21 protein-coding genes and 2 pseudogenes are annotated in these 23,284 nt (G+C 42.0%); 10 read left to right on the forward strand and 13 right to left on the reverse strand.

The features are described from left to right. Positions 1-20 precede the first annotated feature (20 nt). From ACLD72_RS26265 to hutH, 4 genes are all read left to right on the forward strand, one after another. Positions 21-803, forward strand: a complete 783-nt coding sequence (locus tag ACLD72_RS26265) for an ABC transporter permease (protein ID WP_251593430.1) — start codon at positions 21-23, stop codon at positions 801-803. A 36-nt stretch (positions 804-839) separates the two neighbouring features. Further along, a complete protein-coding gene (locus ACLD72_RS26270; protein WP_251593429.1) occupies positions 840-1,940 on the forward strand; it encodes an ABC transporter ATP-binding protein in 1,101 nt (366 codons plus the stop codon). Next, the gene (gene hutP / locus ACLD72_RS26275) at positions 1,937-2,404 is read left to right on the forward strand and encodes a hut operon transcriptional regulator HutP (RefSeq protein WP_251593428.1); all 468 of its coding nucleotides are present in this window, start codon (positions 1,937-1,939) and stop codon (positions 2,402-2,404) included. The genes ACLD72_RS26270 and hutP overlap by 4 nt, the downstream gene beginning before the upstream one ends. A gap of 155 nt (positions 2,405-2,559) precedes the next feature. Next, on the forward strand, positions 2,560-4,098 hold the full coding sequence (hutH, locus tag ACLD72_RS26280; protein WP_411001460.1) for a histidine ammonia-lyase: 1,539 nt from the start codon (positions 2,560-2,562) through the stop codon (positions 4,096-4,098). Between the two features lie 255 nt (positions 4,099-4,353). Here hutH and ACLD72_RS26285 read toward each other — a convergent pair whose 3' ends face one another. The 5 genes from ACLD72_RS26285 to ACLD72_RS26305 form a co-directional block, all read right to left on the reverse strand. Next, a complete protein-coding gene (locus ACLD72_RS26285; RefSeq protein WP_411001459.1) occupies positions 4,354-4,755 on the reverse strand; it encodes a hypothetical protein in 402 nt (133 codons plus the stop codon). Between the two features lie 307 nt (positions 4,756-5,062). Further along, positions 5,063-5,557 carry a hypothetical protein gene (locus ACLD72_RS26290; protein ID WP_458476229.1) on the reverse strand — a complete coding sequence of 165 codons (495 nt, stop codon included), beginning with the start codon at positions 5,555-5,557 and terminating at the stop codon, positions 5,063-5,065. A gap of 193 nt (positions 5,558-5,750) precedes the next feature. Further along, positions 5,751-6,350 (reverse strand): hypothetical protein, encoded by a 600-nt coding sequence (locus ACLD72_RS26295; RefSeq protein ID WP_411001457.1) that lies wholly within the window; start codon positions 6,348-6,350, stop codon positions 5,751-5,753. Continuing rightward, positions 6,338-6,634, reverse strand: a complete 297-nt coding sequence (locus ACLD72_RS26300; RefSeq protein WP_411001456.1) for a MerR family transcriptional regulator — start codon at positions 6,632-6,634, stop codon at positions 6,338-6,340. The genes ACLD72_RS26295 and ACLD72_RS26300 overlap by 13 nt, the downstream gene beginning before the upstream one ends. A 764-nt stretch (positions 6,635-7,398) precedes the next feature. Next, entirely contained in the window at positions 7,399-8,607 is a 1,209-nt protein-coding gene (locus ACLD72_RS26305) for an FRG domain-containing protein (protein WP_411001455.1), read from the reverse strand. A gap of 481 nt (positions 8,608-9,088) precedes the next feature. Here ACLD72_RS26305 and ACLD72_RS26310 point away from each other — a divergent pair, with 481 nt between their 5' ends. The 3 genes from ACLD72_RS26310 (at position 9,089) to ACLD72_RS26320 (ending at position 12,669) form a co-directional block, all read left to right on the forward strand. Beyond that, a complete protein-coding gene (locus tag ACLD72_RS26310; RefSeq protein ID WP_411001454.1) occupies positions 9,089-10,186 on the forward strand; it encodes a hypothetical protein in 1,098 nt (365 codons plus the stop codon). A gap of 339 nt (positions 10,187-10,525) precedes the next feature. Further along, positions 10,526-12,319, forward strand: coding sequence for an ATP-dependent nuclease (locus ACLD72_RS26315; protein ID WP_411001453.1), 1,794 nt, complete (start codon positions 10,526-10,528; stop codon positions 12,317-12,319). A 128-nt stretch (positions 12,320-12,447) separates the two neighbouring features. Beyond that, on the forward strand, positions 12,448-12,669 hold the full coding sequence (locus ACLD72_RS26320; protein ID WP_458476230.1) for a hypothetical protein: 222 nt from the start codon (positions 12,448-12,450) through the stop codon (positions 12,667-12,669). A 181-nt stretch (positions 12,670-12,850) separates the two neighbouring features. Here the strand turns inward: ACLD72_RS26320 and ACLD72_RS26325 are convergent, their stop codons facing one another. Together ACLD72_RS26325 and ACLD72_RS26330 are read right to left on the reverse strand one after the other, a co-directional pair. Then, entirely contained in the window at positions 12,851-13,585 is a 735-nt protein-coding gene (locus tag ACLD72_RS26325; RefSeq protein WP_411001451.1) for a GIY-YIG nuclease family protein, read from the reverse strand. A gap of 4 nt (positions 13,586-13,589) precedes the next feature. Further along, on the reverse strand, positions 13,590-14,753 hold the full coding sequence (locus ACLD72_RS26330) for a DNA cytosine methyltransferase (protein ID WP_411001450.1): 1,164 nt from the start codon (positions 14,751-14,753) through the stop codon (positions 13,590-13,592). 281 nt (positions 14,754-15,034) lie between these two features. Between ACLD72_RS26330 and tnpA the strand changes: the two are divergent. After that, positions 15,035-15,391, forward strand: a pseudogene (gene tnpA, locus ACLD72_RS26335) (IS200/IS605 family transposase); the annotation flags it as partial. 148 nt (positions 15,392-15,539) lie between these two features. Here the strand turns inward: tnpA and ACLD72_RS26340 are convergent. Continuing rightward, positions 15,540-16,721, reverse strand: coding sequence for a hypothetical protein (locus ACLD72_RS26340; protein WP_411001449.1), 1,182 nt, complete (start codon positions 16,719-16,721; stop codon positions 15,540-15,542). Between the two features lie 19 nt (positions 16,722-16,740). Further along, the gene (locus ACLD72_RS26345) at positions 16,741-19,305 is read right to left on the reverse strand and encodes an ATP-binding protein (protein WP_411001448.1); all 2,565 of its coding nucleotides are present in this window, start codon (positions 19,303-19,305) and stop codon (positions 16,741-16,743) included. A gap of 374 nt (positions 19,306-19,679) precedes the next feature. Between ACLD72_RS26345 and ACLD72_RS26350 the strand changes: the two genes are divergently transcribed. Then, positions 19,680-19,991, forward strand: a complete 312-nt coding sequence (locus ACLD72_RS26350; RefSeq protein WP_411001447.1) for a DUF6809 family protein — start codon at positions 19,680-19,682, stop codon at positions 19,989-19,991. 173 nt (positions 19,992-20,164) lie between these two features. On the opposite strand, the gene ACLD72_RS26355 is transcribed toward ACLD72_RS26350, so the two are convergent. The 3 genes from ACLD72_RS26355 to ACLD72_RS26365 are packed head-to-tail and all read right to left on the reverse strand — an operon-like array spanning position 20,165 to position 22,116. Continuing rightward, positions 20,165-20,968 carry an ABC transporter permease gene (locus tag ACLD72_RS26355; protein WP_458476231.1) on the reverse strand — a complete coding sequence of 268 codons (804 nt, stop codon included), beginning with the start codon at positions 20,966-20,968 and terminating at the stop codon, positions 20,165-20,167. Positions 20,969-20,981: 13 nt separating this feature from the next. Beyond that, positions 20,982-21,761, reverse strand: a complete 780-nt coding sequence (locus ACLD72_RS26360; protein WP_411001445.1) for an ABC transporter permease — start codon at positions 21,759-21,761, stop codon at positions 20,982-20,984. Further along, positions 21,754-22,116 carry a hypothetical protein gene (locus ACLD72_RS26365; RefSeq protein WP_458476232.1) on the reverse strand — a complete coding sequence of 121 codons (363 nt, stop codon included), beginning with the start codon at positions 22,114-22,116 and terminating at the stop codon, positions 21,754-21,756. Before ACLD72_RS26365 ends, ACLD72_RS26360 begins: the two co-directional genes overlap by 8 nt. Between ACLD72_RS26365 and ACLD72_RS26370 the strand changes: the two genes are divergently transcribed. Next, entirely contained in the window at positions 22,102-22,482 is a 381-nt protein-coding gene (locus ACLD72_RS26370) for a hypothetical protein (RefSeq protein ID WP_458476233.1), read from the forward strand. The two genes, ACLD72_RS26365 and ACLD72_RS26370, sit on opposite strands and share 15 nt — an antisense overlap. Positions 22,483-22,961: 479 nt before the next feature. Here the strand turns inward: ACLD72_RS26370 and ACLD72_RS26375 are convergent. Next, positions 22,962-23,255: pseudogene (locus tag ACLD72_RS26375) on the reverse strand (SRPBCC domain-containing protein); the annotation flags it as partial. Positions 23,256-23,284: the final 29 nt, after the last annotated feature.

Genomic DNA, 23,284 nt, shown 5'->3' on the forward strand with positions numbered 1-23,284 from the left:
ACTATTAGGGGGTGCGGGATATGAAATTTTACGCGGTGGTCGGTACCCTTTTTCGCTCGTTCGTCTACATTTTCCTGATGCTGCCGCTCGCCATCGTCGTGATGACGTCGTTCAGCGACACCAATTACGTCGTTTTTCCGCCGCAGGGTTTTACGCTCAAGTGGTTTCCGGAAGCGCTGGGCAACGCCGATTTTTTTAAATCGATCAAGGTCAGCCTGCTGATCGGGGCGGTCAGCACTTGCATTTCCACCGTCATCGGCACGATGGCTAGCCTGTACTTCTGGAAGACGAGCGGCAGGGCGAAGGAGTGGATCGAGACGATTTTTCTATCGCCGGTTGTCGTTCCGACCGTGGTAAGCGCGGTGGCCTTCCTGCAGTTTTATTCGGGCATCGGTTCGATCAATACGCTCGCGGCGCTAATTTTGTCCTACAGCATCATTCAGGTTTCCTATGTCATCCGGACGGTATCCGCGTCGCTGTACGGTATGGACGCCAGCATCGAGGAAGCGGCGCTGGTGCTTGGCGCGACCCCGCTCCGCACCTTGTTCAAGGTGACCCTGTCCATGGCCAAACGGGGAATTATCGCCGGCGCGGTGTTCGCGTTTGTCGTCGCGTTCGACGAGGCGGTTATCGTCATGTTCCTGTCGGACGCCCGGACCATCACCTACCCGCTGCGCCTGTATTCCTATATCTCTGAAAACTACACGCCCATGATTTCCGCCTTTTCGACCGTCTTTATTCTGATCTCGTTTCTGGTCATCTACTTCACGGAAAAGTTCATCGGTGTCGGAAAAATGTATTGATGAACCCATCAATTACAGAGTAGGGGAGGTTGCCCATTGAGCATCCAAGTAGAGTTGAAAAATATCGTGAAGGATTACGGGTCCTTCAGAGCCGTCGACGATGTCAGCCTGCGGATCGATAAAGGCGAGATCGTGACGCTGCTTGGGCCAAGCGGATGCGGAAAGACGACCACACTGCGCATGATTGCCGGATTGTTTACGCCATCCAGCGGCCAGATCCGCATTGCCGGAGAAGACGTGACGCAGGTGCCGCCTTATAAACGGGACATTGCCATGGTCTTTCAAAACTATGCCCTTTTTCCGCATTTGACGGTGTATGAAAATGTCGTGTTCGGTTTGAAAACGAGAAAAATCAAGGACAAAGCCGTGCTGAGAAAGAAAGCGCAGGAGGTTCTGAGCATCGTCCAGCTGGAAAACGCGGAGGAGCGCTATCCGAAGCAGTTGTCGGGCGGACAGCAGCAGCGCGTGTCGCTGGCCCGGGCGCTGATTGTCAACCCGCGCGTGATGCTGTTTGACGAGCCGCTGAGCAATCTCGACGAGAAGCTGCGCGAACAGACGCGCGTGGAAATCCGACATTTGTTGAAGAAGCTGGACATCACAGGAATTTATGTCACGCATGATCAGGAAGAGGCGCTGGTCATTTCGGATCGGATCGCGGTCATGAACAAAGGGCGAATCGAACAGATCACGGTGCCGAGGGAGCTTTATAGCCATCCGGAAACGCAATTTGCGGCGGAATTTGTCGGGCAAGCCAATCTGTTCGACGGATTGGTGGAGGCGGTAGAGGACGGCTATGTCGAGGTTTCCGTTTCCTCCAATATGAGGATCAAAAGCGAACCAAACGGAATACAATGGAAGAGGGGGGATAAAGCCACGGTCTTAATCCGGCCGGAAAATATCAAACCCGCTCCCTCCGGAGCTTCTTCCGCCGCACCCAACGTATGCGAGGGCATCGTTAGCGACAAGAGCTTCCTCGGGTCCGTCATCCGCTATACCTTGCGCCTGGCGAGCGGCGAAACGCTGGAGATGGACGTTCATCCCGATGACGACATTCACACACGGGAAGAGGATCAAATCACGGTCACCTGGAGATCGGACCGCATCGTACTGCTGCGAAAGGACGGAGGGAGCCTATGAAACCCGCGGAGGAGCCGGGAACGCAGTTCCCGATCGGCAAAATGGCGATCATGCTGGCCGTGCTGCAAAACCACCCCTGGAAGGAATCGATCGAACGGGACCTGAAGGACAATGGATACCGTTACACGGTCGGCAGAGTCGGCGCGATGGATCTGGTCAAAGTGATTACGGCCATCGAGACGGCGGCCAAGCAAAACAAGATCATTGACGAAGTCTATTACCGCGAAGTGCATGCGCTGTATCACGCGATTATCGAAGCGGTGCAAGGGTTGTGCCGCGGCACGCTGCAGTTTGGCGATATTTTGCGGACCGTCGGTTTGACGTTTTCGATCGTCCGCGGCAAGATGGCCGACAATATCGAGCTTAGCGGAGAATGGATTTCCGTGGCCGTATACGGAACGATCGGGGCGCCGAAAAAGGGATACGAGCATGAAGCGATCGGATTCGGATTTAACCATATTTAAAGAGGTTATTCGACTTTTTGAATTCGAATTTAAAGTAAAATAAAATGCGTCACCTCAGTTGAACTCGGGTGTTTAGCTAATTAGTCAATAGAAGCCTGTACCGTTTTTTTTGGTATGGGCTTTTTCTTTTTTCTATATAAATGGAGGTAGAAACGATGAACCAGATCACAATGTCCAATATTGAAATTACGGGCAGCGCCTTAACTTTGGAAGATGTGGTCCGGGTTGCCCGGTACAAGGTTCCCGTCAAATTAAGCGGCGAGAGCGTCTCGCGTATGGAGCAAAGCCGGAATTTTGTGGAAAAGCTGCTTCGGGAGAAGCGGGTCGTCTACGGATTAACGACGGGATTCGGCAAGTTCAGCGACAAATACATCTCCGCGGAGGACACGATCCGGCTGCAGACGAATCTGATCCGCAGCCACGCCTGCGGCATGGGGAATCCGTTTGCGGAGGAGATCGTGCGGGCGATTTTGCTCCTGCGCGTCAACGCCCTGGCGCTTGGCTATTCCGGCATCCGGGTGGCGCTCGTTGGTACGATGGTCGAGATGCTGAACAAAAACGTGGTGCCGGTGATCCCCGAGCAGGGGTCGCTGGGCGCGAGCGGCGACCTGGCTCCGTTGTCGCATCTGGCGCTGGTGATCATCGGAGAAGGCGAGGCTTTTTATCAGGGCAGGCGCATGTCCGGCCGGGACGCGATGGAGCTTGCCGGTATCCCGGTCATGACCCTGGAAGCGAAAGAAGGGCTGGCGCTGATCAACGGGACGCAGGTGATGACGGCTGTCGGCGCCCTGAGCTGCTGGGATGCGATTCAGCTGTCCAAATGGGCCGATGGCGCGGCCGCCTTGACCTGTGAAGCGCTGCTCGGCGTACGGGACGCGTTTGCGGCGGAAACGCACGACATCCGTCCCCATCAAGGCCAACAAGAGGTGGCCGCCAATATCCGGCGATTGATCGAAGGCAGCCGGCTTATAACGAACCAGGGCGAAATCCGGGTGCAGGACGCCTATTCGCTGCGCTGTGTTCCGCAGGTGCACGGAGCGAGCAGGGATACTTTGACCTATGCCGCCGCAAAGCTGGAAATCGAGCTGAACTCTGCGACGGATAATCCGTTGATCTTCCCGGAGACGGAACGGGTCATCTCCGGCGGCAATTTCCACGGCCAGCCGATCGCCCTGGCGATGGATTATCTGTCCATCTGTGTCTCCGAACTGGCCAACATTTCGGAACGCCGCACGGAACGTCTGGTCAATCCGCATTTGAATGAGGGCCTTCCGGCGTTTCTCGCCAAGGACGGCGGCGTAAATTCGGGCTTTATGATCGCCCAGTACGCGGCGGCGGCGATCGTGTCCGAAAACAAATCGCTCGCCCATCCGGCCAGCGTCGACTCCATTCCCTCCTCCGGCAACCAGGAGGATCATGTCAGCATGGGCACGATCGGAGCCCGTAAAGCGGCGCAGATTGTGAACAACGCTTATAAAGTCCTGGCGGTGGAGCTGGTCTGCGCCGCTCAAGCCGTCGATTTCCGCAACCCGTCGCTCCTGGGAACAGGGACGAAGCGAATCTATGACCGGCTTCGCGAGCAGGTGGCTTTCCTGGACCAGGACCGTGCGCTGTCCGCCGACTTCGAACGAATCTCCGCCTGGATGAAGCAGCCTGGCGTGGTGGCGGAATTGTTGGAGGACGGGGAGGTTTAGTGATCGAATTTGGAATGAGGGCCGCTCACAGCTGTTGCGGATTAACGCCGCAGGGGCTGCGAGGCGGTCTTTGTTCTGTTTTGGGTTTGATTAAATTTCGCGAAGGTTGCATTGCCACTAGTAAAAGAGGGGGTCATTGAAGAGCGATATATTAACGCCATGATCAAGTCTGTTGAAGAATTTGGGCACGAGGGGCTTTTTCTACGATGCTGGCTAGGCTTCCTGGATTGTCCGTAGCGATCGGGAACTGTCTATTTAAGGGGTCTCAATTTCGACTCCATCTACATACCAGGAATTAGAGTCATCGCTTATAGTTTTCAAATCCATCACGACGTAAGAACCATTGGCTTTTTCCCAATACACCAAAGCTTGTGATTTATCGGGATTTATAAGTAAGGCTGGCATATAATCGCCTACGTCAAGATTATTTTTTCTCTCCTCACTATAAAAAGCTTCGAGAAAAGAAGATCGTCCTTGTTTAGAAAAAGAGGATAGCTCATCATGAAGTTGAGTAACATTAAAAAATGTCCAATTTGACAAATCTTCGTCTTTACTGATGTCACTACTTGTTGCAAATGCCTTATCCGCTTCCCTTCCTAGTATTATTTCCCGTCCTTTAGTCCATGATTGAGTTAAACGATCTTGAACTGCGTTCACACAATCTTGGTGTTTGGACTTATAGTTGGAAAAAGAGAAGAAAGAGTATCACTCGCATATACATTTGTACCAGTTATCAAAACGAAAACAGCTAATATAAGGACTACCATTTTCTTATTCATCTTTCTCATAGTTAACACTCCTCGATCCAAGATAGGGTAATTAAAGGGTATTTGTAAAACTCGAATGCAGCTCATCTCCATAAAAAGATGTAGGATACGCCGACCTGCCAAATAACTACATACATTAAGGGGTTGTCCCAAACGGTCATAAACTTGACTCTAGGGACAACCCCTTTTCTTATACATCATTTGATAACAAGGTCTTGGACCAACACGATAAAGGCCACTTTGTCGTCCTTTATGGAAAACTGGAGCATATATTTGTTGTCCGTTGATTTTTGAATTAAAATTCCTTCATCTAATGGCGAGGGTTCAATAGCGGGGTAGGCTTTTTTTACTTCATCCACCGTGCTGCCTATACCAATGTTTCTGGGTGTGACCCCCGAGAAGGGACTTGTCGCGTGGATCCCCCAGACATATCCTCCTCCATCGATCTCAACGCCTTTATCTTTATAGATCCATTCGGGATCTCCGATGCCATGCGCTATCGTTTCCTCGGAAGGCTCACCCAACAATTCCCGGACCTTGTCCATCGTCTGCCCAATGGCCAGTTGGCCCAGCTTCATATCTTGCTCGGTCAATTCGTTTCCCGGTGCTTCGCTTTGGGGATTGTTCGCCGCGCTCCCGGTCGTTTCCTGACCGGCAGGGTTTGGATTGGAACACGCCGCCAACAGGATCAAGCAAAAAGCAAAAGACAAACCAATAAGCGATATCCGGCGCACTATAGCACCTCCCCTTTCAAAAGCGTACGATTCATTTCATTCTTCAACTCTATGTACCCCTTTCTCCTTGCACAATAAAAATTATATCTGAGAAACTGAAAAGAGTATTCACATAGTGATAACAAAGTTTGATAAGGAAGTTAAAATAATGTTACTCCGATTCAGATTGGGGGAACGCGCGAAAAAATTGCTCGTTTGCAATTTCTATCTCTGCAAGATATTCTGCATAATGTGGACTAAGTACTTTCATATTATTGACTAACCGTTCATAGTAGCCGCTCTGTTTTTGGAAGTCGCGCAGCTTTTTTTGCATGGTTGCTATGGGAGAATTTAAAAATTCGTCTGACTTCAGATAAGCATGATATTCTTCTATATCTTGATGGTGTTGGGCTAAATAATTTTCCGTATTATTTAGCATTTCAGCCATAGCTTTATTTGTTGTGTTCTCAAGTTGTACAACATCAAGTCTTTCGTTCAACGTAAAAATTTCTTCCAAGTACTCAGATAGCTCTGGAGGCAAATGCAATTCCACATCATCAAGATAATTGATGATTTCATTGTAGGCTTTGCGCTTTTCATCGGTATCAATAATTCCGTCCAAGAATCTGCCAAAATGCAAAGACAAGAATAGTCCATAGTTACCGGGAAAAGCCAATACAAGCCTTTCTTTTATAGTGAGCAAATTTTCATCATGAGCTCGCAAATAGTCAAACTCTCTTTCAACATCGTAACTACGAATCAGATTTTCCATACATTGCTGAATCGTTTGAAGCCGTTGCAACCTAATTTCCGTAACATACTTACACCTTGCCAATGCAGCGGATTTATTTTTGCTACACAATATATTTTAATATCCGTAACGCTTATTCCGCACTTTCTCAACACCGATATTTCTTTGAGAGTAAGTATGTCTGCTTCGCTATAATCCCGATAACCATTCTCAAGAATTTCAGGAGAAATTAGCCCCTTGGCCTCGTAATATTCCACTGCTTTTTTCGTAAGATTGCTTCTTTTACAGGCTTCATTGATAAGCATTTTATCACCTCAAAACAATAATGAGCTAACCCCTAAGGGGGTAGTCAAGTTTTTTTATAAGCAATTTGAAAAATTATATACGTTCCCTGGAATGCCATATCATTTCACTTTGTAATGACGATCCTGGGCATCCTTATGATTTACCCTTTAATTTGGTCCGTGGCCAGCTCATTCAAAGACAATAGCGAAATCTTCGTGAACTCGTATTCGCCTTTTCCCCGTGATTGGGGAGCCATTGAAAATTACTTTCAGGTTGGAAGGGGGGGCGACGTTTCCTTCGGCGAGTTTCCTTGGAACTCTACCGTCGTTGCCGTCATCGGCTCGCTTGGAGGGGTCATGTCTTCGCTAATGGCTGCGTACGCGTTCGCCAGAGTGCGATTTGCGCTTAGCTCCTTTTTGGTTTGTGTGATGTCATGACTACCCAGGATCCCGATTCAAGTGATGATTGTTCCGCAGTACATTTTGTTCAAAAGACTGCATTTGATCGACATGCTGACTTCTTTGATCATCCCTTGGTTTTTCGATGTGTTCCCTTTCCCTAAGTTGCTCAATATGGAAGTCAGAGACCTTACTATAAGATTTCTTTTGTGAAAGGTAAACGAGAGTAGAAAGTTGTAGGAGAAGGAGCAGTATGAATCCTTGGAGGTACCGATTATATTTGACCAAATTCAACAAAACCGGTAGCTCTCCATGATTTCTTTTCATTCATCAGGGCATAATTATATAAAGCAAGCTTAATTAAGCATTGGCAATCAACCGTATTCTCATAAGTGATGGTTTTTACCCTCTTTCCTTTTCAGCAGAAGCAAGTCATTGTTGAACTTAATTGATTTTGCTATATTATCAAAATCACCATATATACTTTCTAGGTTTATGCCTAAGAAATTTAGTTCCTTCAGTATGTTGCTATAATTTTCAACCTTAATAGTGATATCTGGAATAATGGACTGGTAATTCAAAACACCATATTTATATACATCTTCTACATCATACAAATAGGGTTGGTAAATAAACAGTCCTTTTTGGCTTGCTATCCTATCGAACAACTCTGGGGGTTGATAGGTAAAATATATATCCAGTCTTATATCAATCCTCTCTTTTATATTAATAAGGATTTGTAAGAGATTTATCAATAATGCCATATATATTTTTGCACCTACAGATTCATCACAATGGTAACTATATTCCCAATCTTCTAAATAATAATATTCATTGTGAGTGATAGTTTCATCTTCAATCTCATTTAAAACATAAATATATAGTTCGTTTAGGGCTTTTGTTCCATCATTTTTAATTTTATCTTTAAAATCAACAAGACTATAGTATTCTCCCGAGATTTCCTCTGAATCAAGCTCATCATCTTCATTTGTATTTAAGCTAGAGTCACCATAAATATCTAAACGATTCTTTTCATAACAATCGATCAGATTTTTGATCCAATGTATAAATTCTCCTTTGTTCTCAAGAAATAGTTGTTCAATTTTCATAAGTATTTCTTTTTGGACATCTACATTCTCAACAAGAATTTCAAAAAAGTTCTGATTGTTATATTTTACAAGTAAATCTGTAATATCAATTAACCTATTTTTATCAATTAAATATATTTCAGCATAAGCATTTGTTTCTTTTTTATCAGGTTGTTTTTTTTCGCTACATGCAAAAAATAAAGCGACTAACGGTGATCTTGTAAAATCAACTACATTAGTAGGTAATCCATGATGTTGGCAAAAAGCTAAAAAATGCTGTCGTTCGTCTAAAGAAAGTTTTCTTATGACTTTGTTGTAATACTCTTTCTTCATTCCCTCAATATCATAAAAAGTATCTGTATACCATCCTCCTTTGTACGGTCTAAAACCACTTGCTTGTATGCCTCCATAAGCTTCATTTTGCCCACGAAATATAAAATGATAATAGTCATTTTCTCTAATGAGTTCTAAGTATTGTGAAACAGTAGATATTGTGTGTTCTTCCATGGTTCGAGCCTCTCTATAAAAGAATAAATTTAATAAAATTATATCGTACAATCACCATTTTGTTCCTTATAAATTTTTAGACTTTTTGAACCGATGAACGAATTCGGCTGCGCGACGATGCTCTAGTGACATATTGAGGGAGGGTTAAACCCGATACGCAGTGTCCGAAGTTTATTTAACTTGTAATACTGCGGTTCCTCCGAGATTATTTGCATAAAAACGAATCGAGAGCGGCATTTAGCTGTTATTTCATTCATTTTCGGTATGGAGGTGAGGGGAGTCGAACCCCTGTCCGAAGGCAACGCCACATGGCTTCTACGGGTGTAGTGACAGTTTTGGTGTCACCCTAGGAACTCCCGGTCACCGGAATGGATCTCCACTGAGTGTTATTATTACTATGGAAGAGGAACATGGCCATCTATAAAATTGAAACCCAATATTTACAACTTCGTATATTTTAATTAAAGACGGGAGGATGCAGATGAATAATAGAAAAAATAATAAAAGAAATAATAGAAGAGGTTATAATAGAATAGACAGTTTGTCCTTCTCTGATAGAGTCAGCAGATTAGTTCTAATGACTGCTATTCTAGGAGGTCTATCTCTCTTTTACATAAAAGCATTAGGAGCGATATTAAATACTCTGACCACAAAGATATATTTACAATCTTTTTTTAATTCTGAGCATATCCTAGCTTCCGGTATGCTTTCTACTGGAGTATTAATTTTGGGTTATGCTGGATGGTATTGTTATTGTGAACTACTTGCTTTAAATCATATTTATAAAACAAACAATGAATCTAAAAAGATTATTCAAAATGCTGACAAATCTTATGCCTTTTTATTCAGATTGATTAGACTTTATATAACCTCTTCAATGCTAATAACTATTGCATCTATAATCGTGATAGGTTTTATAGTAAAAAATTATATTATATTTGGATTATTTTTCTTTACTTTATTAATCTTTTTAGTGATAATTATTGTCCCTAAATCCAGAAAATTAATTAACCACAAGAAAATAGCCAATTTTTTCAAAATTAATGGAGTAGCATTATCTGTATGGCTAATCGTGACTTTTTTTATGTTTTGCACTATTTTTGTAGCCATGGGAGCTCATCAAAAATCAGTATTTAAAATTGATTTTGCGAGTAGTTCTAATCTCCCAATTAAATTCCACTTCAGAAGCTCAGTTCCAGATAAAATCAGTGTATCTTTTTATTCATTAGACAAAAATAGTAATACAAATCTTACAAAACAAATAATTGTTAATGAATCAGATTTTAATCATTCTTTCGTTGAGGTAACTGAGAAGCCCGGATCAAATAGTAACTTCTCCTGGCTTAACGTAATAGATAAAGAAGTAAAGAAAAGCCAAGAAACCGCTCTAGTATCTAACATAAGTAAATATGATTACAAGTACGATTTAAATTCACTGAAGTATTTAAAAGAGGGGAGAAATTTTGTGATAATTGAATTCATTTCAAACTCCGGTTTAAATAATAAATTCTATAAAATAGTTAATCAAATTGATGTTGATAAACATGGAGTGAAAATAACAACTGAAAGTTTTGAGTAGTTTCGTTAATACCTTGTTTTAAACAATGATTACCTATGTTGTACTTAACGCAGAGAGACTAGACTAATTATCCTGCCTTTAAATAAGAACGAACAAAAAAGTGGCCTTTTATTTAAGGCCGCTTTTTTCTAATACTACATTTGGAGGCGAACTTACACTTTTGAAAACCCTGTTGGTTACATATACTCTTTAAAAGTTCCTCATAGCTCAAAACTACACATCCCCCCAATTATCTCACATTTGAAACGTTCTACAGTAGAGGATTATTTTTGAAAAAAAGGAATACTGGCTACTTATATCGAATTAAGCTAAAAATCTTATATTGTGAGGCGAATTATAATGAAGTTAACTAAATTCACAATAAGGAACTATAAAGGAATAAAGGAGCTAACAATAAATACAGAAAATATATCTGTAATTATTGGCCCTAACAACTGTTGCAAAAGTACTATATTACAAGCGCTACAACAGTTCGGATCAGCAAGTAAAAAATTGGAGTACCAATATTATTATAACCACGATACAAATGAACCGATTTCTTTTCACGCTACATTTACTGACATAACCGAACAAGAATCAGCTATGCATGGTTTGAGAGCCTCGCTACATGAAGCTACAAATAGCTTTATAGTACGAGCCATTTATAATTATGGAAAAGATGTGGAAAGAGCAGCCAAAATAACGGGAGAACCAACCCACGATCTCGAGAATGAGGGATGGGATGGTAAAATGGGTGGAGGAAATAACGCATCCCATTTCATTAATATTTTTCCGCAAATCCTATACATCCCAGCAGTAAAGGATGCTGGTGATGAACTTAAATCAAGTTCACAAAACATGAAAACATTAACCACTCTATATAAAAATATAATACATTCGTTAAAAGAATATACAGACGCAGAAGAAAAAACGAGGGTATTACAGGACAAAATTAATCAGCATAATGATGAGAAGGTTAAGTATTTTGAATCAGAGATCCAAAGCTTTCTTACTGATGTTACTTCAACCAAAGTTAATTTTAAGGTTAATGTCAGTCCAGTAGATGAAATCGTAAACACATCAATAAATCCGCTATTTAATTACAATGGAATTGAAACAGAACTGGAGTATCAAGGCAACGGTGTACAAAGAACCTTCATTGTTTCAATCTTAAAAGGGTTCCGCAAATTTAAGAGTAAATATCCTGAAGAAGACAAAGAAAAAGCGACTTATTCAAGACAACTAATTATTGCCATTGAAGAGCCTGAATTATATTTACATCCTCAAATTTCAAGAATTTTTAAAGACACACTCTATTCACTAGCAGATGAAAACTATTTTCAAATAATTGCCACTTCACATTCTCCTAACTTTATTGATTTTTCAAAACCAAATCGAACATTAGCAAAAATTTCCTTGGATAAAGATAAGAAAGTTTGTATTCATCAAGTCAATTCAGATATCTATGGATTACCTGAAGACGAAAAACTAAAGTTCCAAGCTTTATTGAAATTCAATCCATATGTGAATGAGGCGTTTTTTGCTGACCAAGTAATATTGGTGGAAGGTGATACTGAAGTAGTTACGCTTAAGTTAATCGGAGAAAAACTGGTTAATGAAGGCTATTTGGATATGGAGACTTATAACAGAACATCTGTTTTAAACTGCTCTGGTAAACCTACTATGTATGTCGTTATGAATGTTCTTAACAATTTCGGGGTCAATTATACAGTTATACATGATCTTGATATCATGGAGCTCAATTCTAAAGGGGAGAGAAGAACTCCCGCAGCTCTAAAGGCGGTATTAACAATCAATCATAAACTAGAGGTTTTAGCTAACATTAGAGAGAATTCCCGTTTTGTTTTTCAGCATACATTTGAAGCTGAGATGCCTCATGATTATGAGAAAGGCTCTTCTAAATCTTATTCTGCATATGAATATATAAATCCAAAAACAATCAGTCAGCTCCCTAGCGGATTAATTAATATTATTAAATCAGCTTTTGGAATAGTGTTGGAGCAGCCTCTAGATCATTCAAATGCAACCCTGCTTTCCCATTATAAACGCAATTCTTGGGTTGAACTTAACCAGGCTATCCAAGAGTGGGAGGAACCTCAAACTGACGAGTTTGTGAGACGTAACTGGGTCTGATAACGTTTTTTTAAATTGAGTAAAGTGAAACTAATTAAAAAAGGGGGGGGCTACGCCATGGGTATGCAGGGACCATTTGGAGCCTAGCGAAACGGATGTTTTGCTGTTTGGAACCATTGATCAGTTTCATGAATATCATTCCGCATGCTCAATCAATTGGGGATTCTGGAAAATATTGTTTATTCCGTGAAATTCAGCATATCGTTAACACATATGTGACAGTTCAAGAATTGGAATGCTCGATTAGAGAAAAGTATCCCGTAGGCATACAAAATGCGATCCATGAGCATACCGAAAACGTAGAGCAAGCAATGAAGGAACTGACCGAACTTAGAGACGTTGGATACTGAATGGAGAAAGTTCTTAAACAAAGGAGAAGAAAACAATGCTATCAAAACAGGATTTAGGCCGGTTCATCATTGATTGTTTAAAGCAGAAAAATGGTAAATCATCATTAATAGATGTAAGTAATAACTGTGAAATTAGACAAAGTCCGAAATCCTATGTGTAGGATTCGGACTTTGCCATTGATTATGAATACGTAATTAACTGATGGAAGGGATAGTTTTTTAACTCTCGATACAGAATAACTCTACCTAAAAGAACAGTAGCTTGCCATTTACCTACAGGTAATTGATTCAAAATTAATGTTAAAAGTTCTTTAACCGTTATATTTTCAATTGGTACGGTAATTGGAATTTCAAGCTCATCTTGGTAAGCCTTCCTTTCAAATCTAAAGGTATAGGGCAGGTTTGCAGATAATACTTTTAATAATTCAAGACATACATATGTTCCTGACGGTATAAAGCTTAAAGGAATATCGATATCAATGGGGTATTGTTTATCAAAATTTGCAGGTTCCTGTGTATCTCTTTGCTTGCCAGGATCGTTACTTCCGAAGCCTGAGTAATTCCAGGGAGCGTTATAATGCTGAATTAGCATATTTTCAAGATCAGCATTTTTAAAGACTGGGATAGCAATGGCTTTGAAAGAAATTGACTCAGGATCGAGGTTCTTACGATGCTGGATGTGTGTGGCATGACGTGTCAATCGATTTTGAAATCCTGCTTGTGAATCCGTTTTGCCTACGTACATAACTTTATTGTCTTGAATAAGTAAGTAGACCCCATTTTTCTTTACAGGTATTGCCGCAACATTATCGTATGTTAAGGGTGCTGCTTCAACTTTATCAATGAAAGGGGGTAAATCTCGTTTGAAAGCAAGTTCAAGATCAAGTTCAAATTCATCGAAGCCTGGAGTCAGCACCGTTCTAAACACACCTTTGCAAATGTTTTTTTTGTAGTTCAGCCTGCTTTAAAGCATCATATATTTGCTTAGCGACCTGGGCAGCTAGCTCCATGGGCACCGCATTTCCAATTTGTCTCATGGCTTCGCTCCAAGGGCCTTGGAAGATGTAATCATCAGGAAAAGTCTGCACTCTAGCGGATTCTCTCACTGTCAAGTAACGATAGGATCCATCAGGAAAAGCGATCATATTTTCCCCCCCAGGTACTCCATGTGCTCCAGCCTTAAGTGTCTTGGAGGGTTCATCCAAAACGCTTCCAGTATGCCCGGGATAAGGCTTTGCACCTGGTTGGAAAACATGATTCACAATATTTGTTTCTAAAAGTGGGTCCGGCAAATCACTGATTGCATCTCGTAGAGTTGCCCATGGATCCAGTAAGCTATCCAATGTCATTTGGAATAAGCCTGCTAACATTTTAGTAGAAGGTGGAGCTTGGGTAGGGGTAATTCCCCTTGCAGACCAATAATCACCTGTCACCCATTTAGCAACTTGTAGAGCGTATTGTGAATGAGTGGCATCAGGAAAGCTCCACTGGGCGTCAACATCAGCACGAAAGCCTATGAAAAAAATGCGTTCTCGACGTTGTGGAATTCCGTAATCAGCCGCATTCAGGACTCTAGGAGGGATTACTTTGTACTCTGGTTTATTCCCTCCGGTACCGGTATGGTGCTTTTCAAGCCGGCTCAAGTGATCTTGCCAAGACTCTTTGTTCTTTCGAGCTATAGAAGGATAAGTAAGTTGCAATACGATATATTCGATGTACGTGGAAAAAGATTGTCTGGCCAGTCCGCGTACATTTTCAAATAAAAATGCTCTTGGTCGGATCTCACGCACGGCTCTAATCGCTTCAGGAAACATGTCTCGCTCGTCATTCCAAGCTTGGTGTCTTCCACCTAAAGAAAAAGGTTGGCAAGGTGGTCCGCCAGCTACGAGGTCAAGGTCTTGGCCAAAATCAGCATAATTAAGATTCCGAACATCACCTTCAATAATATTCCACCAAGGTCTATTTAAGCGTAGTGTAGAACATGCATCTGAATTCCACTCAGCCACTGCCACGTGTTCAAAGCCAGCCTTTTCCGTGCCGAGAGCCAGTCCGCCTGCCCCGGCGAACAATTCAAGTGCTTTCATGAGCTCCTCCAATTTATGAGTGTTTGGTATTTTTTTATTATACCATTTGGATAAATTGGATGCAGTAATTGTATTTTTTTGTTGGAGAAAAGAGTGTGAAATAGAGTTTTGAAGAAACTGCGTCTTTCTTCAAATAATGCTACAACATTTTGGTTCGCATCCATTTACTCATCGATGTTGTAGTCCGCGAATTTTCAAAATTCCAGTGTCAGGTTCGATTCCACCCGTTTGGCGGCGTGGATTCTTTCAATAGCCCGGGCAACAATCCACTATGTGAGTGAAAAGGAGAAGAGATCTTGGAAGCGGAAATATATGCGGCTCAGATTCAAATGCTGGTAAGTATCCCACCGAGGCTAAGTGTGTAGGGGTTTATGGAGTATCTAAAAGGGAAAAGTTCACTGATGATCTTCGATAAGTTTGCCAATTTAAAGTATCGATATGGGGACCGCTAGTTCTGGTGCAGGGGATAATATGTGGATATGGTGGACAGAAACAAGAAAGTGATCGAGGAATAAATTCGCAATCAACTAACAGAGGACAAGAACTATAAACAACTCACCATGAAACAACTGTTTGACCCGTTTACGGGGCAAGCCCGAGACTGCCCGCAGTCCAGCAGGCTTTCAGTGAGCCTTTGAGGTGCTAACTTGTACCATGTGTCCTTAGGGTTATGGAAACCACCGGCTAAGCCGGTGGTTATGAATAGCATCCAAACTAAAGAATGTTCAAGTATGTGGGAAAAAGTATAAATATGCTAAATGATAGTTTTATCACTGATTTTTACTATCATTTAGTAATTGTTATAATAGATTCACTTGACATTCGTTTGTTTAACGAACCCAATTGATTTCGAGGTGGAGGTAAGTACCTTCTTGATGGGTTTAAAGGACGCTCAATATTTTCAACTAGCCTAAAATTATTCTCTTCCGATATTAGTTCTATTAAACGAGCGGTATTAAAGAAAGATCCTTTAACGTTGCAGTTACCTACAATAAACGTAGCAAGGCTATTATTATGTAGGACTCTTGCAGTTTCTGCAATTATACTTCTCATATCAAAAACGTATCTTCGCATAATGCCCTTCATTCGATTTGAAATGGCATCAAAATCTGTGACTTGTGTAAGTAACTCATCAATGTGTTTATATTCAGTTAATGATAATTTCTTTTCGGCACCTACTAATGAGGAGCGAATTGATCTAAGTTCTGAAATTTTATAACCTAACCAAACTAGTGCTAATTTATGCCCTCTCAAATAATCTATCGCATTCAAGTACGGTGGTGAGGTAAGGACATAGTCTACAGAATTATTTTCAAGAGGTAGTTGACGTGCATCCGTACGAGATACTACCACACTTTGTATTTGATTATTTGTTTCAGAAGATAGTATCGATTTTGATAGTTTTTTTACGGAATTTATAAATCCAGTAATTACATCATAGTCAGATTCGGTTTTAACTCTATGTGGGCGACTATGAGATACATCTCTTGCCAAGGTTGCACCATTTTCTTTTGTAATGATTATTCTACTTAGTGCTATTTTTAAAGCATCGCCAAGAGAGTCATTTCTTTTATGAAGCAAGTATGAAATTCTACGTAGATCATCTATCTGCTTGGAACCAAACCAAAAATTTATGAACTCAGATGTCTCTGTATCAGAGTCTATCCAATTAAGGTTTATATCGTCCATGGACAATAACTTCGCTTCTTTTACAACTTGTTCTGTTTCATTTAATAATTCCTCAATTTGAATAGGAGTAACCCAGACCTTTGACATCAGAACAGCCAAAGGATCCATGTCAAAACCTATTGTGTGATGCCCTAAAGAGTTTGCAATTCGTAGTACAGTACCTGATCCAACCATCGGATCAAGTACTGTACTAGGAGCTTTGAAGTTTGAAAGTGTATGGAAGGCTATTTCTGGAGCCATCCGAGCGGGAAATGGGTGAATAGATTTGTGAGTTTTCATGAGTAGTGACAACACCTTTTTAGAATAATGAACGATATTCAACGGGTACAAATTCTAGCTGACGTACAATTTCTTCTCTAAGTTTATTAACCGATGTATGAATAAATATGTCGTTTCCTGAAATTGTAATTAGATTAGAAAGAAGTATCTCTAGCCCTCTTACAACTTTCATTACATCTTGTCTCGAGGGTTCAACACCAGTTAACGTCCCTATGGTACTAGCTAGTATTTCTGGTGTTATTGGATTAGGACCATTAAAGTTGAATTTTGAAATAGCTTCAATTAATAAAGCAAAAGTTATTTTAGGTCTTTTCTTTTCGTGCTTTTCCTTTAATTTTTCAATTCCTACGGATAAATCTTCGAGAGTATTACAAGATAATAATAATCTAAATTCTTCTAAATCAATAGGTCCATTTGTTGCAGCAAGCATAAGTAAGCTACCTAGTTGGGATGCTGTCATCGGGGTTATCTTATGATGCTTACATTCTTCGTCAATTGCGCCACTTTGATATTCTGGTGCTACCAATAATGTATAGTCAGCCTGGTACTTTTCTCTGTGTCTAGTTAATCCAGCAGTGTTTAGGTTTCCTGTTTTTGCTTTTCCGTGGAAAGAAACTTTGGCGTCATAAGTTAATGTATATGATCTATGACCGTTGTCTTTTGCTGAAAGCACTGCTTTAGCAATACCTTCTGGTTCACCTGGTTGTCCTTTTCTCTCTACTACAAAGCCTAAATACTCTAATGCATCCCCAATTGCTTGTTCCATACCTTTAACATGGGTAGTAGCTACTTCATTCAATAAGTTTGAAATTTCAATACCTGTCTTTCTTCTTACCCTTGCCATTAAACGATATACATGATCCCTATAATTTTGAATTTCTTCAATTACTTTGTAATCAACACCATGTTCTGTGGCATAAGTATCGCCCATTATCTCAACAAAGGACGCATCAAGCAATAAATCTAAAGCCTCAGGAGTTGAATGTTCACGGGCAAATGGATGATTTCCATTTACAAAAAGTTTTCGACTTTTTAAGTGGTATCTAATTAATGGTGCCTCTGAGTCACTTTCATTATCTAACTTAATATCTTCAATTACTTTGAATTTATCTGGTTTATTTCCCCAGTCCTCTTTAATTTCATTAAGATCCGAGTCATCGACATCACTGGCATCGACAAACCTAGGCATCTCTTCCACATCTTCAATTGTGTCTATAACAACATTGTACAATGGCTTAACAAGTGGTGTACTCCAATTATTTGTTAAAATATCACCTGCGGAAGGGAAAGCTGGTTTAGCATATTTTTGTTTCCATACACTTCTTATTTCATTGAAAATTGCCATCAAAAAAGATTTGAATAGTGCTAGTGTTTCTGACTCAAGAATTCCTTCCCTACTTACTTTTAAATGTTGATCTAGCCCATCAGCTCTGATAGTTACACGCAAACGAGCCCAGATGGTAAAGTTTAAGTCCTTTAATCCAAAAAATGGATCATCAATATTTATAACTCTTCCAAGGACATTAATAAAGAAACCATTGGAAGGACCATTACCTTCGCTTTTTCCTTTATTTATTGAATCCTTGAATAGCTTAACTGAACCACTAACTCGCCCATCAATACCGTCGATAAATAAATAAGGTTGAAGATCATAACAGTTTGTTATATCAGCAAAGTCTCCGTTAGGTTTAGGGACTTTGTCAATGAGACTATCTTTTCCTAATGTCCACTGTTCAAGGATTTCAACATCTGACTTTGTCGGTAATAATTCTTCGTCATTTAGAACCAATCTCATGGTGGAACCTAGTGGTAAAGCAGACCGAAGCATTCTTCTCAACCGTCCAATTTGGATACCTGTACCTGATGGCTTTAGCTCAGAAAGAATTACCAGGGTCCATGTTGTACTATATATTTGAGTTGATGTTTCATCGGTCTCTTCGGTAAAAACAAATTCATCTACAAATTCACTATCACCAGTCTGTTGAATATCAAAATTTGTATCTAAAATATTTTTAATATCTTCTCCATTCTTTTCAAATGAACTTAATATAATATTTAAGTCATCTTCTTCCAATTGTCTAACATTTAGATTTAAAGCGGTTTCTGTTTCTAAACTTAACAAGTCGTCACTAAAATTATTTATATCGCGATAATCAAAAGTAACAGCTCGAACTATTCCATCATGTGACTTACAGATATAAGTTACCTGGCTTGCAAGGAGATAGGTAGCCAATTTTCCAATTCCAAACCTGCCGATAGGAGCTCTGCTATCAACTTGGCGTTTTTTTCTCTTGGTTGAAACTGCAATATTCCAAAGCATTTTTAATCCTGCAATATCCATCGAAATTCCATTGTCAAGAACCCAGATAACAGAATCATTCGTGATTTTTTCTTCCGGGATTCCTATAAAGGTCCTCGTAGCCCCTGCATCCCACGCATTAGAAACGAGTTCTTCAAAGGCTTTATTAGGGGAGGTATACAAATTTTCGCTGAAAAGTTCTAGAAAACGAGGACCTATTGATACTCTGACTGCATCTACATTTTTTCCTGCAGTTGCAATTGACTGTTTAATAGTTGTAGACATAGGGCTTACCCTCCACACTAAGAATTACATAATACGATGCTTGTTATTTAATATTCGACCATTTCCGGCATTTTCCTTTTTTCTCCTCAAAAGGTCATTTATTTTACCCAGTAAAAAATACCTAATTCATTACGTTTGTAATGTTGTCCATTTTAGAGATTCTTTATATTGCCGGAAATTAGTTGTCATTTTGGGGACCTAATGAAATTCAAGTTGTGGAGATAAGCCATTTGGAAATTGAGACGATATTCTGTATATTCCATATGCAACTTAGGGTGGCATTAGACTATGTTTGCTATTTTTTTGGTTACGCCTTCACGTACCACATCCCCACCCAACTTCTGTTACTCTAAAATAAAAAAGGAGGAATCCCCATGCCAACCCTACTAGAATCCCTATACTACGGCCACCTGGCTCCCGAGGGGCAGGTGGTGCCTAGAGATCCCGAATATCGCCAGATGTGCAGTGAAATGTCCGAGGCGATGGAAGCGTGGAAAGAGAAGCTGTCTGGTGAGGAGTTTACTAAACTGGAGGCGCTGATTGATTTGCAGCAGGAGATTCAGGGATTGGAGTTGACGGCGACGTTTACGTATGGGTTTAAGCTGGGGGCGGCGCTGATGATTGAGGTTCACTCCGGGTACGGGGCAAAGGGGCAGCTGCTAAGTCAACGGACGGATGAAGGATGAAGCGAATATATAAGTATAGCCTGTATAAGTAATCTGTATAAGTTTAGCCGGTCCCTATCATACATGGGCCGCTCCCTATCCTACACGGAATAGAGCAGACGGTCATCTGATGAACTCTAAAATACCCGGAAGGCATAATAGCCCGCCGGGTATTTTATAAGGTATTTTCCTGCTTACTCTGGCTTATCTGCGCGATGTTTGCTTCTTTTTCTTTCCATCCGATGTCTGCCCCTTTTTCCTTTCCATTCTTTCGCCTCCTTCACCCGATCCCCCATTCCTGCAATCAACAACACCGATACAATCACCATAATCAGCAATGTGATTACGCAAACAGCCACACTATAATCGGAGCCGCCCTCCGCTTGATAATGAATCAAGCCTAAGCCTGCGGTAATCGGGTAAAGATCGCCCAGGCCGTGGCCTCCGGCGAAGATTCCGATAAATCCGTAGAAAAAGGCGAAGCCGACGCCGGCCATGAAGCCGTTCGGGTTGCGGCTGGTTAACACGATGATGGGCAGGACGGCCAGGTAAATACATAAATTCATCACCATCATTTGGATCAAGGATTTGACCATCACCGCCGTGCCTCCTGCTTGGAAGCCGCTGATCAGCACGACGACGAGCGAAAGTACAAAGGTAACTACGGCCAAAAATAGGGCGAGCAGTCCGGCGGTGATGAGCTTTCCGACCAACAGACGCCGGAAGGAGAGCGGAATGGTGAGGATGTTTTTTAGCGTGTCTTCCGTGTATTCACGGCTGATCATATATCCGGCGATTAAGGTAATCGTAGCGGGGAACAGCAAGCTGAAATTGTTCCAGATCACGGTATTGGAGAAGTTCTCCAAGTTGCGTGCTGCGCCGTCTTCCGCCGTGGCCATGAATCGGGTTAAGAGGACAACCAGCAGCGCCGCGGCAAAGCCAACCCAAACGATCGAATACCGTTTTAATTTGATGATTTCGGTTTTTATGATTTTCACCATGGTCTCCACCTTAATCCTCTCGCTTTCTATAGATTCGCACAATGGCCATATAAGATATCAAAGCGATGACCGCAATAATGATCACGACCTGCGGCAATGGCAAAATTTTCGGTGCAATGATCGCGTAGAACGAATCGGCCGGCGACGTAAAAAGGCCCAATAACCAGCGGTATATGACCGGCGTCAGCAAAATACTCGTCAGCAATTTCATCATTGGCGTATCATATTGCAGGCCTACAAAGGCCATGGAAAAGTTAAGAATGGTGTAGAAAAAGGCCAGGATAATCGAAAAAATATAGCTGCGGTTAAAAAAGACAATCGCGATGACCACCGGCAAGGTTCTGGCCGTGAGCAGAATGCCGTCGGCCGCACTAATCCAGAGTTTCTCAAGCACGCCCTGAATATTCCCGGCAAAGGCTCCGCCAAGCATGGAAGCAGCCACAGAGGTTAGCGAGAAAATCAGCCCAAGGATAAACAACACAATGATCTTCGCCGTAACCATCCGTGTGGCCGAAACCGGAATCGTCCGCAGATTTTTCAGCGTATCGTTGTCACGCTCCATAAAAAACAGCATGGAAGCCACGATCCCTAAAATGCTGGGCAGCAGCAGCGCCTGTCCATAACTCACGATCATCCCAAACAGTTTATCGTAGACATTAAGGCCTCCAAAACCTCCATTCATCGCCAGCATCGTAAAAGGGATGGGAAAAAGAAACGCGGCAACAATCACCAATAGGATGAACTTTTTACGCTTCAGCTTGGTGAATTCGCATCTAACGAGTTTAAGCAATCCCCACGCCTCCTGTGATCTTTTTGAAATAATCCTCGAGCGTATCTTCACAGGTATGCGATTCCGAGACGTCAATCCCATTTTCGATAAACAGGCGGGTAATCGCCGAAACGGGCAATGCCATGTCATGCAAGCGCAGGCTTTGCTGATCTTCAACATAGAAGTTGAACATGTTCAAGTGCTTCTCCAGCAGACGTGCGGCCCTGGCCGTATCCGAAACGATAAAGTGAACATACTTGCTGTTTTTCTTTTCCAGTTCCTTGAGACTTAGCTCCTCCAAAAGAACGCCGTGGTCAATAATGCCGATGTCATCGGCCAGCAGAGCGATTTCGGATAAAATATGGCTGGAAATCAAAATGGTTTTTCCTCTTTCCGTACAAAGCGCGCGAATAAAACTTCTGACCTCGGCAATCCCGATCGGATCCAGCCCGTTAATCGGTTCGTCGAGTCGGGGGGAACGAAGTTGCGCTGGAAAGAGGTTCGTGAACAATTTCCTGATAAGTGGGTGGTCTGTGAGGCGTTGAAGTCATTTTCAAAGGAAGGTTACTGGTATATTGAAGAAGTGACTGTCATTGATCGCTTTGATGATTCTACGGTGGCCATAAAGCGCTATTATGAGTTGCACCGGGAACAGCCGCATCGGGAATATGGCTTTTTTCATACCTCCCGGGATCAACTGAAGCTTCGTGAAAAGTGGGCGGGAATACGAGGTCCCAGATGAAGATCAATGTGTACTATGGATATGGGATTCAAAATGAATACGGCCGCCCATTTCCCGACCGAGAAGCGGGGGACCGAAATTTTTTCATAAATCCGGGTGAAGTACTGCTCCTGCCAACGCCGGTCCCACCATAAGGCTCAGGCGTTTTTTGTTTCACCCGAATTGTTTTTTTTGAAGATATCAGAAAGTATAAACTTCGAGGGCAGGTTTAAGATATCGCAAGAAAAACTAGCCCTAAATGAGGTCTGTAATCTATCGAAGATCAACACACGCTGCCCGGACGCTTTGCATGATTATCCCCTTTGATCAGAACGCTGAGAAATGGACAAGAGCTCGCCTCACCCCGGGGCCCCTGGCCCCCCTGAACGAGAGGGATAATCGTACAAAGGTAACATGAGGGACACCAAGGTACGAACCCTATAAGGGGTAGTTCGGGCTGGATTGGCGAAAATAAACTACAGGATCGCAATCGCTTACTTTCAAGACATACTCGATAAATGCTCCTCAAGACGATCCATGGTCTGTTCAGCACCTGGGACGGCATAGGTTTTTACCTTATCGAATACTTCGGCACTTTCTTCAAAAACTGTGCTATACGTGAGTTTGGTTTTGCCAGCCAGATCCTCAAAGCTTGCCGTTGCTACAAAATGATGGAATACCGCATGTTCGAAGACGATTCGCTCGGGTTTAACGACTTCGACAAAGACGTTGGTGTTGGGAAAATTGGTGCCATCCGGACCGTGCATAATAAACTCCCATGTACCGCCCGGTTTGCTCTTTGGTTGCTTAACCCCTCCCTTGT

The sequence above is a fragment of the Paenibacillus lacisediminis genome, from assembly GCF_046567315.2.

Coding starts and splice junctions, on each gene's coding strand:
- hutP (WP_251593428.1), top strand. CDS start 1,937: ATGAAACCCGCGGAGGAGCCGGGAACGCAGTTCCCGATCGGCAAAATG.
- ACLD72_RS26345 (WP_411001448.1), bottom strand. CDS start 19,305: ATGTCTACAACTATTAAACAGTCAATTGCAACTGCAGGAAAAAATGTA.
- ACLD72_RS26340 (WP_411001449.1), bottom strand. CDS start 16,721: ATGAAAACTCACAAATCTATTCACCCATTTCCCGCTCGGATGGCTCCA.
- hutH (WP_411001460.1), top strand. CDS start 2,560: ATGAACCAGATCACAATGTCCAATATTGAAATTACGGGCAGCGCCTTA.
- ACLD72_RS26320 (WP_458476230.1), top strand. CDS start 12,448: ATGAATATCATTCCGCATGCTCAATCAATTGGGGATTCTGGAAAATAT.
- ACLD72_RS26305 (WP_411001455.1), bottom strand. CDS start 8,607: ATGGAAGAACACACAATATCTACTGTTTCACAATACTTAGAACTCATT.
- ACLD72_RS26310 (WP_411001454.1), top strand. CDS start 9,089: ATGAATAATAGAAAAAATAATAAAAGAAATAATAGAAGAGGTTATAAT.
- ACLD72_RS26295 (WP_411001457.1), bottom strand. CDS start 6,350: ATGGAAAATCTGATTCGTAGTTACGATGTTGAAAGAGAGTTTGACTAT.
- ACLD72_RS26350 (WP_411001447.1), top strand. CDS start 19,680: ATGCCAACCCTACTAGAATCCCTATACTACGGCCACCTGGCTCCCGAG.
- ACLD72_RS26370 (WP_458476233.1), top strand. CDS start 22,102: ATGGCTGGAAATCAAAATGGTTTTTCCTCTTTCCGTACAAAGCGCGCG.
- ACLD72_RS26300 (WP_411001456.1), bottom strand. CDS start 6,634: ATGCTTATCAATGAAGCCTGTAAAAGAAGCAATCTTACGAAAAAAGCA.
- ACLD72_RS26265 (WP_251593430.1), top strand. CDS start 21: ATGAAATTTTACGCGGTGGTCGGTACCCTTTTTCGCTCGTTCGTCTAC.
- ACLD72_RS26315 (WP_411001453.1), top strand. CDS start 10,526: ATGAAGTTAACTAAATTCACAATAAGGAACTATAAAGGAATAAAGGAG.
- ACLD72_RS26330 (WP_411001450.1), bottom strand. CDS start 14,753: ATGAAAGCACTTGAATTGTTCGCCGGGGCAGGCGGACTGGCTCTCGGC.